16 protein-coding genes are annotated in these 16,396 nt (G+C 43.2%); 12 read left to right on the top strand and 4 right to left on the bottom strand.

The features are described 5' to 3' along the window. The first annotated feature begins 40 nt into the window (after nucleotides 1-40). Complete coding sequence (locus tag AC27HD_RS00080; RefSeq protein WP_487102995.1) at nucleotides 41-730, top strand: Crp/Fnr family transcriptional regulator; 690 nt, start codon at nucleotides 41-43, stop codon at nucleotides 728-730. Between the two features lie 152 nt (nucleotides 731-882). Here the strand turns inward: AC27HD_RS00080 and fabB are convergent, their stop codons facing one another. Continuing rightward, entirely contained in the window at nucleotides 883-2,097 is a 1,215-nt protein-coding gene (gene fabB / locus AC27HD_RS00075; RefSeq protein ID WP_032096740.1) for a beta-ketoacyl-ACP synthase I, read from the bottom strand. Between the two features lie 440 nt (nucleotides 2,098-2,537). Here fabB and mnmC1 point away from each other — a divergent pair, with 440 nt between their 5' ends. Beyond that, complete coding sequence (gene mnmC1, locus AC27HD_RS00070) at nucleotides 2,538-4,718, top strand: FAD-dependent 5-carboxymethylaminomethyl-2-thiouridine(34) oxidoreductase MnmC1 (protein WP_487102993.1); 2,181 nt, start codon at nucleotides 2,538-2,540, stop codon at nucleotides 4,716-4,718. 2 nt (nucleotides 4,719-4,720) lie between these two features. On the opposite strand, the gene AC27HD_RS00065 is transcribed toward mnmC1, so the two are convergent. Genes AC27HD_RS00065 through AC27HD_RS00055 form a run of 3 tightly spaced genes read right to left on the bottom strand, consistent with a single transcriptional unit; the run spans nucleotide 4,721 to nucleotide 6,811 of the window. Further along, nucleotides 4,721-5,455: a FlgO family outer membrane protein gene (locus tag AC27HD_RS00065; protein ID WP_487102991.1), complete on the bottom strand. Its 735-nt coding sequence runs from the start codon at nucleotides 5,453-5,455 to the stop codon at nucleotides 4,721-4,723. After that, complete coding sequence (locus AC27HD_RS00060; RefSeq protein WP_487102989.1) at nucleotides 5,455-6,219, bottom strand: FlgO family outer membrane protein; 765 nt, start codon at nucleotides 6,217-6,219, stop codon at nucleotides 5,455-5,457. The genes AC27HD_RS00065 and AC27HD_RS00060 overlap by 1 nt, the downstream gene beginning before the upstream one ends. Before the next feature lie 4 nt (nucleotides 6,220-6,223). Further along, a complete protein-coding gene (locus AC27HD_RS00055) occupies nucleotides 6,224-6,811 on the bottom strand; it encodes a FlgO family outer membrane protein (RefSeq protein ID WP_487103868.1) in 588 nt (195 codons plus the stop codon). A gap of 566 nt (nucleotides 6,812-7,377) precedes the next feature. Between AC27HD_RS00055 and AC27HD_RS00050 the strand changes: the two genes are divergently transcribed. From AC27HD_RS00050 to AC27HD_RS00005, 10 genes are all read left to right on the top strand, one after another. Next, a complete protein-coding gene (locus tag AC27HD_RS00050; RefSeq protein ID WP_487102987.1) occupies nucleotides 7,378-8,346 on the top strand; it encodes a Gfo/Idh/MocA family protein in 969 nt (322 codons plus the stop codon). A 275-nt stretch (nucleotides 8,347-8,621) separates the two neighbouring features. After that, entirely contained in the window at nucleotides 8,622-8,921 is a 300-nt protein-coding gene (locus AC27HD_RS00045) for a hypothetical protein (RefSeq protein ID WP_032095867.1), read from the top strand. 140 nt (nucleotides 8,922-9,061) lie between these two features. Next, the gene (locus tag AC27HD_RS00040) at nucleotides 9,062-9,448 is read left to right on the top strand and encodes a hypothetical protein (RefSeq protein WP_152561492.1); all 387 of its coding nucleotides are present in this window, start codon (nucleotides 9,062-9,064) and stop codon (nucleotides 9,446-9,448) included. Between the two features lie 1,310 nt (nucleotides 9,449-10,758). Continuing rightward, a complete protein-coding gene (locus AC27HD_RS00035) occupies nucleotides 10,759-11,421 on the top strand; it encodes a hypothetical protein (protein WP_487102985.1) in 663 nt (220 codons plus the stop codon). A gap of 564 nt (nucleotides 11,422-11,985) precedes the next feature. After that, nucleotides 11,986-12,423, top strand: a complete 438-nt coding sequence (locus AC27HD_RS00030; RefSeq protein WP_487102983.1) for a hypothetical protein — start codon at nucleotides 11,986-11,988, stop codon at nucleotides 12,421-12,423. 115 nt (nucleotides 12,424-12,538) lie between these two features. After that, on the top strand, nucleotides 12,539-12,949 hold the full coding sequence (locus AC27HD_RS00025) for a hypothetical protein (RefSeq protein WP_487102981.1): 411 nt from the start codon (nucleotides 12,539-12,541) through the stop codon (nucleotides 12,947-12,949). Nucleotides 12,950-13,036: 87 nt separating this feature from the next. Beyond that, entirely contained in the window at nucleotides 13,037-13,369 is a 333-nt protein-coding gene (locus AC27HD_RS00020) for a hypothetical protein (RefSeq protein ID WP_487102980.1), read from the top strand. 116 nt (nucleotides 13,370-13,485) lie between these two features. Next, nucleotides 13,486-13,848, top strand: coding sequence for a hypothetical protein (locus AC27HD_RS00015; RefSeq protein WP_487102978.1), 363 nt, complete (start codon nucleotides 13,486-13,488; stop codon nucleotides 13,846-13,848). A 1,344-nt stretch (nucleotides 13,849-15,192) separates the two neighbouring features. Continuing rightward, nucleotides 15,193-15,408, top strand: a complete 216-nt coding sequence (locus tag AC27HD_RS00010) for a hypothetical protein (protein ID WP_487102976.1) — start codon at nucleotides 15,193-15,195, stop codon at nucleotides 15,406-15,408. Between the two features lie 149 nt (nucleotides 15,409-15,557). Beyond that, nucleotides 15,558-16,292 carry an SIMPL domain-containing protein gene (locus AC27HD_RS00005; RefSeq protein WP_032094844.1) on the top strand — a complete coding sequence of 245 codons (735 nt, stop codon included), beginning with the start codon at nucleotides 15,558-15,560 and terminating at the stop codon, nucleotides 16,290-16,292. Nucleotides 16,293-16,396 lie beyond the last annotated feature (104 nt).

The raw sequence follows: 16,396 nt of genomic DNA, 5'->3' as shown, positions 1-16,396 counted from the left end.
ATAGACTGTCGTAACAACGACATTGTAATAATTTTGTTAAATGGAACATTTTAAACCTGTACTGATAAGCTCTTCTTGGTTTTCTTCGCTACCTGAATATTTGCAAAATGAGCTATTAGGCAAAGTGCGACTTAAGCACTTTAAAGCCGGTCAACAGCTGCACGCTAAAGGCGAGGACGGCGTTGGTTTTTACGGAATATGCGAAGGTCGACTTCGTGTGACCACGATTGGCGTAGATGGCAGTGAGATGCTGCTTGCACTTTTAGGCCCAGGAACCTGGTTTGGCGAAATTTCTATGTTTGACAACCTTCCCCGCACCCACGATAATTTTTGCGAAACCGACAGTACCATTGCCGTTATCCCTAAAAATGCGTTTAACGAACTGCTGAAAAAATTTCCAGAACTGTACCCTTATTTCGCTAGGCTACTTTGCGCTAGGGTAAGAAGTGCCTTTCAGTTTATCGATTCAAGCACCGGGCTTAGTTTAAAGCATCAATTGGTAAAGCGACTGTTAATGTTAACCACCAGTTACGGGCAACACGTGCCTGAAAACAGCGCCATTACATTAACACTATCTCAAGAGTCATTGGCGCAAATGATAAATAGCTGTCGGCAAACCGTGAATCGGCTTTTAGGTGAGCTGCAGCAAGAAGGCCTCGTTTTACTACACTACGGTAAGATAACTATCCCCAACCCCGACAAACTGTTTCACGACTACAGGTTTAGGTAGTCGCTAAATAACGCAGTTTTTTATGGTTTATAAAAAATGGGGCATGAAAAATAGTGCATAAAAAAATCCCCCAAGACCGATTAAGCTCGTTGGGGGATTTTTATTAAGGCGTCTGAACTACAACATTGCTTTTATCAAAAGCACAAACCGTTTTAGCGGTTGTAGCGCTGCATAACTAAGGTAGCATTTGTGCCACCAAAGCCGAAGCTGTTAGACATAACCGTATTTAGCTGAGCGTCTCTTGCCTCAGTAACAATATCTAGGCCTTTGGCTGCGTCATCTAGCGTGTCGATATTGATTGATGGCGCGATGAAGTTGTTTTGCATCATAAGCAGGCTGTAAATAGCTTCGTTGACACCAGCAGCACCTAGCGCATGGCCAGTGAGAGATTTCGTTGCACTGATGGGCACGCCCGATGAGCCAAACACTTCCTGAATAGCCGCTAACTCTTTTACATCACCAACAGGCGTTGACGTGCCGTGAGTGTTTAGGTAGTCAATTGGACCGTCTACGTTTTGCATTGCCATCTTCATACAGCGAATAGCGCCTTCACCGGAAGGAGCGACCATGTCGAAGCCATCTGAGGTAGCGCCGTAGCCGGTTACTTCGCCGTAAATTGTCGCGCCACGAGCGAGAGCGTGCTCAAGCTCTTCAACAACAACCATACCGCCGCCACCAGAGCTAACGAAGCCATCTCGCGCTGCATCATAGGTACGAGAGGCTACCGATGGGTTGTCATTGTACTTTGAGCTGAGTGCGCCCATAGCGTCGAACTGACTCGAAAGTGACCAATGAAGCTCTTCACCGCCACCGGCAAACACTACATCTTGTTTACCAAGCTGAATAAGCTCTAGTGCGTTACCAATACAGTGTGCACTTGTGGCACAGGCTGATGCGATTGAATAGTTAACACCGCGAATTTTAAACGGTGTGGCTAAACATGCAGACACCGTAGACGCCATGCATCGTGGAACCATATATGGCCCTACTCGCTTAACCCCTTTTTCGCGAAGAATATCGGCAGATAGCACTTGGTTTTCAGAAGACGCACCGCCAGAGCCGGCAATAATACCTGTGCGATCATTTGAAATATCACTTTCTTCAAGGCCAGAATCTGCAATAGCCTGCTGCATAGCAACATACGCGTATGCAGCCGCATCACCCATAAAGCGCATGGCTTTGCGGTCGATGTGCTCTTTTAAGTCAATATCAAGATTACCCCACACCTGACTGCGCAGGCCCATCTCGGCGAACTGCTCTGAAAATGTGATCCCAGACTTACCTGCTTTTAGTGATGCAAGTACGTCCTCTTTATTTACGCCGATGCTCGATACAATACCGAGGCCGGTGATAACTGCTCTTCTCATAGTTTACCCTTTGCGTTGATGCGGCATATGTTAACGATTTTACGAGATAAAGTGGTCTGCTTTGCACTTCAACACAAAACCCTTTTTTATGAACACCTGTAACGGTTAAATCAAACCCCCGCACCTTGATTGTTAATGCGTTACTTCTATCGGTAACGCTGTCGCTGTGTAAACAGCTTGTTCTTAAGGTAGCATGAAACTTCGGCTTAGAATATCGCGCTGCCTCAACGCTTTAAGAAAATGAAAAAGCTTTCATTAACGCTTCTATACACGCTGCACATCACAATTTATTCAGCAATGGTTAACGCGCTTTAGATAAATTAAAAACTTTTACGGTAAAGTTTTTTGAGGCCTTGTAGAATATAGCCTTGGCAAGTGACGCCAATATGACACGTAGAAACACAACGAAATACATAGCTTAAGAAGAGGTTAGATAAGTAGTGAAGTCTAAACATGCGCAAGTTCATTTTAATGAAAACGGCATACCCATTGCCGATCATTTTGATGACGTTTATTTTTCTAACGACAGTGGCATTAATGAAACCCAGCATGTTTTTATAAAAGGTAATGACCTTCATCAGCGCTGGGCGTTATGGGATAAGCCACACTTTACTATTGCTGAAACCGGTTTTGGTACTGGTTTAAACTTCTTGGTAGCCATGCATGAATTTAAGCAGTTTAGGCAGGCAAACCCTCACCACCCTCTCAAGCGCTTATTTTTTATCACTACCGAAAAATACCCGCTACCAAAGGCCGATATTCAGCGTGCGTTATCAACGTTTCCGTCGCTACAGGCCGAAACAGAGGCATTAATAGCGCTGTATCCGATAGGGCTTGATGGGTGCCATCGGCTGCATTTTACTGCATTTGATACCACCCTAGACTTGTGGATAGGCGATGTGCATCAGTTACTTGGGCAATGGCATTCACCAGAAGAAGGTCTTGTAGATGCATGGTTTTTAGATGGGTTTGCGCCAAGTAAAAACCCTGACATGTGGACCGATGCCTTGTTTTCACAAATGGCTAGGCTGTCAAAAAATGACACCACATTTGGTACCTTCACGGCGGCGGGTATTGTAAAGCGTGGGTTGGCCAATGTTGGATTTGTGATAAACAAACGCGCAGGATTTGGTCGCAAACGAGATATGCTTACCGGTTATTTTCAACTTACATCGGCAAGTGAAAATGAAAACAATAATGTAGAAACGGCAGTACGGTCCTCACCTGAGTCTGAGTTACAACTCTCACCCCAGTCTTTACCTAAAGCTACACAAAAGAAGCACTCTCAGAAATTGCGACTGCCAGAGGGGCCTTACTATCGATATAACAACGCGCCCCTTAAAGAAGAACACCATGTGGTTGTGGTGGGTTCTGGGCTTGCGGCTGCAACAATGTGTTTGGCGCTAACCAAGCGCGATATTCGCGTAACGCTTTGCTTTGACGGCGATAGCCTAGCGCAAGGCGCTTCGGGTAATCCTCAGGGTGGCTTTTATCCTCAGCTTCATAGTGAAGCGAGTATCGCTAGTCGTTTGCAGGCTCACTGCTTCTTATATGCAAGAGATTATTACGACAGCGTTAACAGCAACATTCAATTGCAAACCAGCACCAAAACCATCACTAAAACAAACATCGAAGTAAACGAGCAAGAGCCCACAAAAGAAGAAAATAAATACGATTTTTGTGGCGTTATTCAGCTTAGATTTAATGACAAAGTGGGTGTACGACAAGCGAAATTGGTAAACGACGACGTGTGGCCTTCAGCGCTTATTAGGCACGTAGACAGTGAAGAAGTACGCCGTATCGCTGGGGTTGATTTACCCTATGAAGGTTTGTTTATTCCCAAAGGCGGATGGTTGTCGCCCCCGCAACTTGTTAGCGATATTATCGATTTGGCCAAGGCAACAGGAAAGCTAACGCTAAAACCCAACCATTGTTATGTGTCTCATACTAGCGATGGAAACGTTGAATTTACGCATGGTAAAAGCATAAAGGCAGATCATGTGGTGCTTGCATTAGGCGCAGGCGCCGTGGGCACAGATGCATTCGATAGTCTTCCTTTGCGGCCTGTGCGAGGACAGGTTGAAGCCATTGCATCACAACAACCTATTGACGCATTAAAAACAGTGCTTTGCCACAAAGGGTATATGACTCCTGCAATGGAAGGACGCCATGCACTGGGCTCTACCTATGTGAAAAATGATTTGGCCGTTGAGCCTCGCGAAGACGAAAGCGAGCAAAACCTCGCTACTCATGAACAGGCCCTTGCGAATACGGATATAGTGAGCCAATTAAAGCATGACGGTACGGCGAGAGCGGCGACGCGTCTTGGCTCGCCAGATCATCAGCCTGTTGTTGGCGCACTGCATAATTTTAAAACGCTAAAGCAAGAGTATGCCGATTTAGGCGTAGGAAAACCGTTTCAACAGGTGAGTACGTTACCGCAAAGCAATGTGTCTACATTAAGCTGCTTAGGCTCAAGAGGCCTCACTACTGCCCCACTGTTAGCCGAAGTATTGGTAAGCACATTATTAAGAGAGCCACTGCCGCTGAACAACGATTTACTTAATGCGGTTAACACCTCACGCTTTATGGTGCGTGAGGCCGTGCGAGGCGAGTTTTAAATTTACTCGTTGATGGATGATGGCGCTTCAACCCGCGCCATCTTATTTAGATCCATTACGATAAACGCTGGAATATACACATTTGCGCTGGCAACAATTTGCTTATTTTGCAGTGAAACGATCCTGGCATTCACTCTAACGCCTCTGTCGTCTTCGATGATGGTGCCCGTTACTACATGGTCCATCTCAACGCTTTTGGCCAAACGATTACCGCTTCGCGACATTACAAAGTCGCCCTGCGGCGTCACTGTTATGCCATCAGTCAATTTAAAATCGACGATGGCTAAGCCAAAATCTTGCAGTTCAGTAATTAAGTATTCAGACAATTGGTTGCCCAGCACTGTACTGTCGCTTAGCCCCGCATTTAAACGTACAAAACTCGCAATACCCACAGTGTGCTGCTGAGTGAGTCTTGTGGCGTTGCCCATTAGCTCCATCGCCAACTGCGACGCGTAATCGTTTAATGCTTTGTGGGTTTTAGCAGGAAAGAAACCTGAATGAATAGGATCTTTATACCCGGGGTTTACCGCAACATGTTGCTGATACTCTCTGTCTCTAGAGTCTGGGGTGTAAACCAGACCAGAGCGACTTGGTACCGAAACAGGCTCAGCATCATGGGTAATTTCACCGTCTTCGCCTAACCAAAATGAACCGATTGATTCCGTGCTTGAGCACCCCGTTAGTGCTAAAACGCTTGATACAGCTGCAATATAAAAAAACGCTGTTAGCTTCATCATTAGCCTCGGCTTAACTTCACACCATCACGCATGGAATTACTCTCACTACCATCGCTGGGTATAAGGGCATCGACAACATAAAATGGCACAAGCATTTGTGCGCTCGCCACAACCGCGCGAGACTCCATTCCCAAGATGCGAGCATTCACTAATACACCGCCTTGATGCTTAGTCATGGTGCCCGTTAATACATACTCAATAGGCAGGCTACTGCTGAGTTCGAGATAATCGCGGCTTAATACAAAGTCGCCACCCTCGGTAATGCGAATATACTCAGTAGCTTTAAAGTCGATAACCGGCACGCGAAACTTATGCAGCTCATGCACAAACGACTCAGCCATTTGTCGGCCAAGTAAATCCGTTTGCTGAAGGTCTGTGTCTAATAGCGCAAAATGCGTAACGCCAATGGCCGTTTTGTTGTTTACGTATTCCATATTAGCAATGAGATCTTGCGTCATATTCTTTACGTAATCGCCGATATGCTTGGTTAACGGACGGCCTTTATATGCACCCTGTACACTTGAGTACAGTGGCGGTTGACCAATAGCGCCGTAGGCATCCATCCCCTGCTCTTGTGTCTCGTCATCAGCTTTGCGCGACGCAACAGGCGCGCGATCTTCAGCCGTAATATCAATAACATTCATTGCTGGACGCGCAGGTACCTGTTCTGCTACTTCTTCGTCGCCCATCATCATAGAACAGCCGCTAAGGCTTAAAAACGATGCGGATAGAATATAGGCTACCGAGCTATTAAATTTTTTCATGGGCTTACCTTACACCTTCAGTTCTGTACAGCTTTCCATTGCGGGTTGTGACTTGCTCTTTTTGCCAAAAAATTTCCGCAGGAAAGAAGCGTGTAGCAGCAGCAACAACATCTTTATTTCGGGCATCAATAACGCGGGCATTTACCATGGCGCCAGACTCTTGGTACACCATAGTGCCGGTGATGTAAAAATCGACCCGTTCAATACCCGAGAGCTTTTCGATATCCCGTGTCAGGATCCTATCGCTTTCTTCACTAACAATTATATCGTTCGATAACTTAAATTCTTGAGTAGAAAAGCCTCTTTTTGTGGCCTCTGTCATCATTCCCTGTTCAAGCTGATGGCCGAGCAACATTAGAGGATGTTGGTGTTCAGCGTTATATTTCATTGTATCGACCGGAACAAAACCAACAACTGCGTAGCGAGATTGACGGGGTGTGCGCACATCTGAAAACAGCTCGTTGGCCAGCATGTATGTGTAATATTCCACATTGCCTAACGCAGAAATGGAGGGGTCTGACTGTATTCTCTGTGCATTGTCGTTACTTGACGATGAGCACCCCGTGACGGCAACGGCTATTGCAGCACTCATTGCAACAACTAGCGCAGCACTTCTGTATGCCTTGATGTTAAGCGGTTTAAACATAATACGTTTCCAAATAAAGCGCGGTTTCGAATAACGCCAGGTTTTAGTGTTATCAACCTGCCCGTCAAAAAAGCGGCAAGGATGGACTAAATCAGTACGTAATACCCTACTATTAACGTTGTGTAGCAAGTTTTACACCAAGGTTTTTACGCTTTTTGTTAGTGTGAACTGGCTCAAATGACATGCAGTGAGTGGGATAAAGGGCGGCCATGGTAATGACTATTCGCCAAGCGACATCGAAGTGAACAAAAAAGCGGAGAAAAAGGAACTGATTAGCGGAAGATATTTGCCGCCTAAAAGACGCAAAGACAGAATAGAATTACAAAGCCTCTTAGTAAAACTTCATCACAAAGCCTCTTAACAAAGCTTTTACAAAAACATCGTCACACAGCACATTGCGTTAGTATTGTATTGGCAATACTGAACAAGCATGTTGTTATGGTACCAACGCAAAGCGAATTCTATCGCTAGTGGAATTTCAACGCTTATACAGGCAATAAAGGATTTAACGAATGTCAAAAACAACGGTTAACTGGGGAATATTATCAACAGCGAGAATTGCCCATACATTTGCAAAAGACATTGCGCACTGTGAAAGCGCCAAGTTAGTGGCAGTAGGCTCTCGGCACCTCGATAGCGCGCAAGAATTTGCAGCAGCACACGATATACCTCATGCGTACGGCAGTTACGAAGGTTTACTCAACGACCCAGATATTGATGCCATATACATTGCCACTCCTCATACCCTTCATGCAGACAATGCGATAGCCGCACTTAAGGCGGGCAAACATGTGTTATGTGAAAAGCCAGCTACTACGTCTCCGGAAGAGTTAGAGCGTATTATAAGCGTGGCGAAAACAAAAGATCGGTTTTTCATGGAGGCAATGTGGACCTACTTCTTACCAGCAATTAATGAGGCGCTAGCGTGGGTTAACGCCGGCCGAATAGGCAAACTGCTTCACGTTAAAGCTAGCTTTGGATTTACCATGCCCTACTCTGCTACAAGTCGAGAGTATGCCCGTGAGTTAGGAGGCGGGTGCTTGCTAGATATGGGGATATACCCTATTGCTTTGGATGCGCTTTTTAATACAGATGATGCGCCCCCTGCTGTGCTAAACAGCGATGTAGCACCAAATGGCGCTGACAACGATGTACTTTGGATGTATCGATATAACGAAGTTGTGTCGGTGCTACACAGCAGTTTTAAAAGCAACTTAGGAAATGACGCGCTTCTTATAGGCACTGAAGGAACCATAAAGATACCGGACTTTTGGAAGGCAACAGAGTGCATACTCTATAAAGGATTAGAGGTAGAAGCGCACTTTTCGGATGAACGCAAAGGCAGTGGTTTTGAGTTTGAAATAAGCCACGCGTGTAAGCACATTTTAAATAAAACACACGAATCTGATATAATGCCCTTCTCCGTATCACGCAGGTTTCAAGAGCGTTTGCGCGGTGTTAGCGAGAATATAAAGCGTTAGGCCTGAAACTTGAAATAGCAAACTAAGGCGTACCAAGGCAAAAAATTTAACTGTATACAAACACAGTTAATGCAAATTTGATTTAAACGGAAAATAAAAGGGGCATTTTCCGTTTTTCGCCCATGAGCGTTTTATAAGAAAGCGTAGGATATTGATGCAAATGCAGTTACGTGCGAAAGTGGAATAATTACTTGAGTGATAGACGGAAATATTCCACCTTGCATAAAGGACTTTTTCCGTACATTAAATTGTTATACGCCAGAGATTGGAACCTGATGCTTTTATTACACGGAACAGCTGAGTTTACAGAAGAAAATGGACGTTTCGAAAAGGGAAAACGATATGCATTTAATATGTTTTCCAGAGATGAGAATTTAAAAGAAATAATCGAGGATGTTGCGCTTTATCTTGGCGATTTGGGCTGGAATGAAATTGACGTTAAAAAAACTGGAAAAGTGGCAAGTGATGCAGAAATTACAAAACCTTTGCTTCAGCAAGCCTTTAACTATGCTAAAGAGAACAGATTTAGTGTTATTACTTACCAAGATCCGGTAGATGAAGAATTGAAGCTTTAGGTATGGCGTATAACAAAAAAATTAAGTTCGCTCGCTGCGCGGGCTGGGACGCAAACATGTGGGCTGCTCACTTCGTTCGGATTTTAGCCCACATGCCTGCGCCCCTTATTTAAAGGTTATGTTTCAGGAGTAGAAATTAAATGAGATGGATGTTCTTAATATTATTAATACCTTTTCAAGCCCTTTCTTCGACCTGCATTGACACCGAAGATAAGAGCTTTATTTGGAATCAAAAGTATTCACATCTCGTTAGTGTAACTGCTTATTCATTGCCAGAAAGCTACACTGTCGAGATCGAAGCACCTTTAGAGATAGAAAGCTTTCCCTTTAAAATGATTGGGTTATTTATCGACAGTATGGATGATCCAACATTATTTACTATGCTCTATGCCAATCAAGTGGACGGAAAATATGTAGCTTGGTATTCGGTAAAACGAGAATTAATTAGAAAACAATATATTTTAGTAGATTATAGTGGTGAAGGTTGTGATGCCGTCGCGGTAACAAAGCAGGTTGTTTTTAGCTAAAAACATAACAAAAAAATTAAGTCACTCACTGCGTTCGCTGGGACGCAAACACGTGGGCTGCTTCGCATTTTAGCCCACGTGTCTGCGCCCCTTATTTAAAAGTTAGGCGTCATTTACTTACAGCATTAAAAAGTAGTCTCAGCAGTGACATTACAGCATCAAGGCTGTTTCGCTAGGTTGTCTTTACGGCTTGCTTTTCCGGTAGTTTCAGCGGCTTTAGCAACGTGCTTTTTATCAACACCGAAACGCCAACATTCTGCATCACCACTTTTCTAAACTCGCTCTTTTATCCAGCAATGCCGTTAACATCTGGCATTTCGCACAGGGTTGTTTTATCTTAATTTCAATAATTTAAACACGCGGTCTATCTGGCTAGTGGTGGCAGCAAAGCTGCGTACTTTCAGTTGTACGCCTAACAAAACGCTGTTGGCACTCCCTCCGGTCGCTGGGACGCTAACACGGGGCCGCTTCGCGATTATAGCCCCATGTTAGCGCCCCAAAGCTTAGTGTTATGTTCTTCTATGAAAAATCATCACCTAATTGTTTTAACCAAATATCAAAACCTCATGGCACCTCATGAGAGAATATTGGCTAGGTGGTTAACGGAAGAGTGGGATGGAGAAGGTACAGAGTTACCAAATTGGTTACTGAACAAGATCTGGAATAAATATCCTTCAAATTGCTTAAATGACCCATCAGCTCTAGCAAGAAAACTGTTCCTCAAAATTATGGAGAACAACAGGGGTGAAATATCTCTTCGTGAAAAACGAACATAACAAAACGCTGTTGGCACTCCCTTCGGTCGCTGGGACGCTAACACGTGGGCTGGCTCGCTTCGCTCGGATTTTAGCCCACGTGCTAGCGCCCCAAAGCTTAGCGTTAGGCGTCATTTACTTACAGCATTAAAATGTTGGTTCAGTTGTGACATTGCAGCATCAAGGTTGTTTCGCTAGGTCGTGTTCGCGGCTAGCTTTCTCGGTTGTTTCAACGGCTTTAGCAACGCGCTTTTCATCAACATCGCAACGCCAACATTCAACATCACCAGCTTTCTAAACTCGCTCTTTTATCCAGCAATGCCGTTAACATCTGGCTTTTCGCACAGGGTTGTTTTATCTTAAATTCACTAATTTAAATATGCGGTCTATTTGGCTAGTGGTGGCAGCAAAGCTGCGTACGTTCAGTTGTACGCCTAACAAAACGCTGTTGGCACTCCCTTCGGTCGCTGGGACGCTAACACGGGGCCGCTTCGCGATTATAGCCCCATGTTAGCGCCCCAAAGCTTAGTGTTATACGTGTAATTGGAGTCAATGATGCCTCATAGATTATTCGCAGCCCTTTTGTTGATAAGTTTCAGTACTTGTGTAAATGCAGAAAAGCTAAATAATTATGAGCTAGATTTACTCAACTCCCAATACTTGAAAAGTAAAACCGCTTTCTCTTTGGTAAATGCTCAAAAGCACCTAGTTGATGGAAAGTGGAATACATATGTGCGAGTAATGGTTAATCCTCGACTTTCGACGAAAAGAATATGTAAGAGTAATATCGCAGATTTAGAATTTGAATATCTCGAAAACGATGTACCCAATTATAAGTACCCTAAGGACCATCTTAAATCGACCATGGTATGGATTCTTGATATCAACGAAAGTGCCTGTAAAAGCTATGCATATGGCAAAAAAACGATAGCGAGTAATTTAATACCTGAACGAGATCTATTTAATATTTTGAGAAATAAAACAGCTTTAGTTGAGAGTGCACTTTTAAAGAAACCTAAACTTCATCCTGTTTTTACAGCGTATTTAAAAGCCAATAAACTAAAGGTTTCCAGTTTAGAAATCATAACAAATCGAATGAATGACAATGTGTATAGTGCTCAAATTGATTTCGGTATACAGTGTCATGGACTATCTGTTTATTTCGAGATAGAAAAAGAACAATTTGTCGTAGAAAGTGTTTTTGAGGTTGTGTGTTAACACGTATAACAAGTAACTCAAACGGACGCTAAACAGTTGGCTAGCTTCGTTCCTTGCAATTTTAGCCAACTATTTCACGCCGCTTAGTAAGGCGTTATATGCTAAATGGTGTTTAACTCATGGAAGAATATTTCGCTGGCCTAAGAAGAATCAAGCTTCGTTCTGACAACGTGCACGCCGCTCGTTGGCCTTGCTTTTATATGGCATCAATTGGAATCTTTCTTGGTCTTTTATTTCCACCATTAGGCTTAATTGCGCCGCTATCTATCTACCTGTTTTCCTTCTTAATGTTTCGATTGTCGTTATCTACTTGCCCGCGTTGCAATAAACGTTTTTATTCCTTGTTAAACATCGTATTCAACGGTAGTTTTTATTCAAAATCAGGAATGTGGGCTGTCTCATGTAATTCATGTGGCTTAAAGTTAAGCGAACTTCCAGAGATTGAGGAAGTTATCATCAAGTCCCACAAAGACGAGTGGTTTAAATGAGCAACGCATATAACAACTCAATCAATTCGCTCACTACGTTCGCTGGGACGCATACACGCGGGGCGGCTTCGCCATTATGCCCCACATGTCTGCGCCCGTTATTGAAAAGTTAGGTGCCCAAGAAAGACTTTTGAATTCAATAAAAATTTTAGCTATATCTACTTTGATATCCCTGACTGGATGCACCACCGGTCAACTTTATTATGTTGATGCCCAAGGTAATAATATACTCGGTTGTGACGTTGAGTTCGTTGGTTTACCAAGCGTCGATAAATACGCTGTTGAATACGCACTGAGCTTATGTGCAAAAAGTATTGTTAAAAAAGGTAATACAATAAACGACACTCATCTGCTATCAGTTGATACATCTATACCCGATGCTCCATGCGGTAAAGCTTGGACGCATCCCATCGCGAAGAAGCAGTTTAAAGATGGTTACCTTTCAAACAAAGAATATGGCTATATTGTCGCGCACATTGATTTAGGGATGGCAGTTTTAAATGAGTGCACCTAACAAAAAAATTAAGTTACTCACTTCGTTCGCTGGGACGCATACACGTGGGCTGCTTCGCATTATAGCCCACGCGTCTGCGCCCCTTATTTAAAAGTTATTTGCCAAGGAGGATATTTTGAAACCTACTATGTATCTATTACTTGCCTTCAGCAGTATAGGTGTGTCTGCAGAGACGTTTTATCCATTGCCCAATTTGAGTGAGTCTTGCATGATTGAAGTCGATTCTTATGAATCTAAAGTCAAAAAGGATGTTCGAGACTACATTTTTGGAATTCAGTTGGATTCTGTAACAACTTTAATGCAAATAAGGCGTTCGTCTATTGATGAAGGCTTTATCTCAATTCAAAAAGAAATAGACGAAAAGCTTTTAGAACACCTAAATCTGATGATATCAATCCCTAGCGTGAGTGGACGTAATTTAACGGTTTTAAGGTCTATTAAAAATGAACTCACAACGTATCCATTGGAAGTGTCTGAGTCAGAAATCTTAGATTTGAATAGTCGTTTAAATTCTTTGGGCGTTTGAGAATTGGCAAATAACAAAGCATTAAAGCGGACAAAAATAAAGAGCGATTTTCGCCGCTTAATGCGGTGTTAGGTGCTTGGAGAAAATATGGATATCACATCTTCGAAAAATATTGCATTTGCTATTTTTACTTTAGCCCCAGTACCGTTACTAGCTTGTGTTGTTTGTATTTTACTCTTTATTGTTTCACTCTTTAACAGTGGAAAGTATAACTTCAAAACTGTAGGTAAGTTTTGTTTTAAGAGTATTCTATATCAAGCTATTTTTTTAGCTTGTGTTGTAGGATTACTAGCAATCCTCTGGGCCATTCAGCAAATCAAAGTTATCCCATTAATTTTATTACTTCCTATATCAACATTGTTTTCCTTATTTGTTTTCGTAAAAATTTGCTGGAGCGGCAGAAATGACATACGCACCTAACAAAAAAATTAAGTCGTTCCCGTTGGTCACTGGGACGCATACACGTGGGCTGCTTCGCATTCTAGCCCACGCGTCTGCGCCCCTTATTTAAAAGTTAGGTGCTAAAAGGAAAAATTATGAAATCATGGAATGAATTAACTAATTTACAACGCGCAGTTATCGGCATCGCAATGGTTGTTGCGGCGGCATTTTTGCCAGAGATAGCCTTCTTAGTTCAATTAGGCGGGATGGAAGTCGCATTTGCTCTCGTTTTTGCTAGCCTTGCTCCACTCATTTCTTGGTTCTCAACTAAATACCAAGCAGCTAATGAATGTTTAAAAACATCAGTAGTAGCTTTTAGGCATAGTGCGTCTGCTAAACCTTCCGTCTTTTTTGTTCAAGCTTCTTTTTGTGCCGTAGCACTTCTATTTACAAGTTCGGGCTTATTGGCTTTTTACTTTTTTATGCCTAGTATGCTGTTAAATGGGGTCTTGGCGTGAGCGCACCTAACAACCCAATAAACGCACTCACTACGTTCGCTGGGACGCAAACATGCGGGGCGGCTTCGCCATTATGCCCCACATGTCTGCGCCCGTTATTGGAAAGTTAGAAGGCGTCAGCCTTAACTGCGTTTGGCTTTATAAAAATACCAGTTCAACTACCCTCACCTGTTGTCTCCAACATCGCCCGAGCACTGGTAGTTTTAATGTCACCGCGCTTACTTCAAAGGTTGCGCAATAGGCGCTTTACCGCCAAGTTCTTATTCGAGGCCAGCAAGCGCCATTGCGTTTGTTAGTTCGTGTGGCGGTTTGCTTCAGTCAAATCACCTACATCACTTCATTGGCATTTTGCTTGTTTGTGTTAATAATCAGTCGTATGCTGGCTTTATTAGTTTTTAAACATGCCAAGGGAACAGGCTCTGCTTCTAACAAAGCGCTCAAGTTCACTCCCTTCGGTCGCTGGGACGCTAACACGCGGGCTGACTCACTTCGTTCGGATTTTAGCCCACGCGCTAGCGCCCCTTAGCTTAAAGTTATAAGTCAATGGAATAACTTTTGATGTCAGAGCTTTTTAATACAATCCTCGTCGTGGTTATATGCTGTTTAGCCACTGCTCACATCAATGGCCTTTTTTCTATTTCCAGAAAATCACCAAGTGTTATTTGGTTAAAATCAAAACATACCGCTGTAGTGGTTTCGCTTACAGTTCTTTTTATTGTCGTTGCTATAACTAAAATTTTGCTTTTACTTGAGTAATCTAGGAAGGTTGTTTTCAAAAATGACTTATAACAACCCAATTAACACACTCACTGCGTTCGCTGGGACGCATACACGCGGGGCGGCTGCGCCATTATGCCCCACATGTCTGCGCCCGTTATTGGAAAGTTAGGCGTCATTTTCTTACAGCATAAAAAAGTAGGTTTAACTGTGACACTCCAGCATCAAGGTTGTTTCGCTAGGTTGTCTTTGCAGCTTGCTTTTTCGGCAGTTTCAACGGCTTTAGCAACGCGCTTTTCATCAACACCGCAACGCCAACATTCTGCATCCGCAGCTTTCTAAACTCGTTCTTTTATCCAGCAATATCTTTAACATCTGGCATTTCGCACAGGGTTGTTTTATCTTAAATTCAATAATTTAAACACGCGGTCTATTTGGCTAGTGGTGGCAGCAATGCTGCGTACGTTTCTTTGTACGCCTAACAAAACGCTGTTGGCACTCCCTCCGGTCGCTGGAGACGCTAACACGTGGGCTGGCTCGCTTCGCTCGGATTTTAGCCCACGTGCTAGCGCCCCAAAGCTTAGCGTTATGTGCTACCAAAATAATCAAAAGTAGAAGGAACTATTCATGAATATCAACGCGACACTTTTCGGTCAAATCGTAATCATTTTAGCTATATTGATGGCAATAGCTGGCTATTATCTAGGAAAGCGTAAAACCACAACACCTGTGTTAACCTCCGTGATTGCTTTTTTCACGGCTTTCGTCCCGCCCATAGCACTAATATTTTTAATTGTGTTGGTTCTTAAAAAAGATGTAAAAGAAAACACTGTCGTTTCATGAACGCACCTAACAACCCAATCAACACACTCACTTCGTTCGCTGGGACGCAGACATGCGGGGCGGCTTCGCCATTATGCCCCACATGTCTGCGCCAGTTATTGGAAAGTTATACGCCTCTAGATAAATCAAAGTTTTAAAAGGAATTTTGTATGATTAAAAGATTACTCCCATTGCTACTAATAAGCTTTTCTTCATGGGGTTCTGTTATCCCTGCAAGCCCTCACATTTATGTCGAAGGGTATGCAGAAAAGAAAGTAAAACCCGAGATCATAGTCATTAGCTCATACATCGAGCACCATGATGCAGACGCATCGCTCGCTAAGTCGGAAGTGGACAAAAAGTCTAAAACCCTCATCACTGCAGCAAGAGAGATTGGAATCTTGCGAGAGGATATCAAAACCACACCTTTACAAATTTCTCCACACTATGAGTACAAGGACAGAGAAAGAATTGACAAAGGCACTAGTGTCTCAAGAAATATCGATATAACACTCAGAGACATATCTTTATATCATCAACTTAATCAAGTTTTAGTAGACTCTGGTATATCAGGTAAGCTGAATGCTGAAGTCAAAGTTGTTAATCCTAGGGAAGTTAAAAAAGAAGTTTTGTTCGAAGCTTTAAAAGATGCCAGAGAAAAAGCAGAACAACTTGCGAATTTGAATGGAAAAAAAATTAAGGACGTTCACTCTGTTTCAGAGTTCAAAACGAGGGACGAAAGCTCATATGACTTGATACCTACTCAAGGAATTTATGGCCAATCATCAAATTATGCATCTGTTCAAACAAGAAATCGTGTACCACCACCTCCACCAGGTGCGATATTTGAAATAGGTGAAATGATAGCGTCTGCGACTGTCTATGTTGTATTTACTATTGAGTAAGGCGTATAACAAACAAATTATGGCACTCGCTATCGCTCGCTGGGACGCAAACATACAGGCGGCTTCGCCATTGTCGCCTGCATGTATGCGCCCCATATTTGGAA

The organism is Alteromonas sp. 4NS20-0143 (assembly GCF_057542855.1).
Note: the sequence above shows the minus strand (reverse complement) of the source record. Positions and strands in the feature narration are given on the sequence as shown.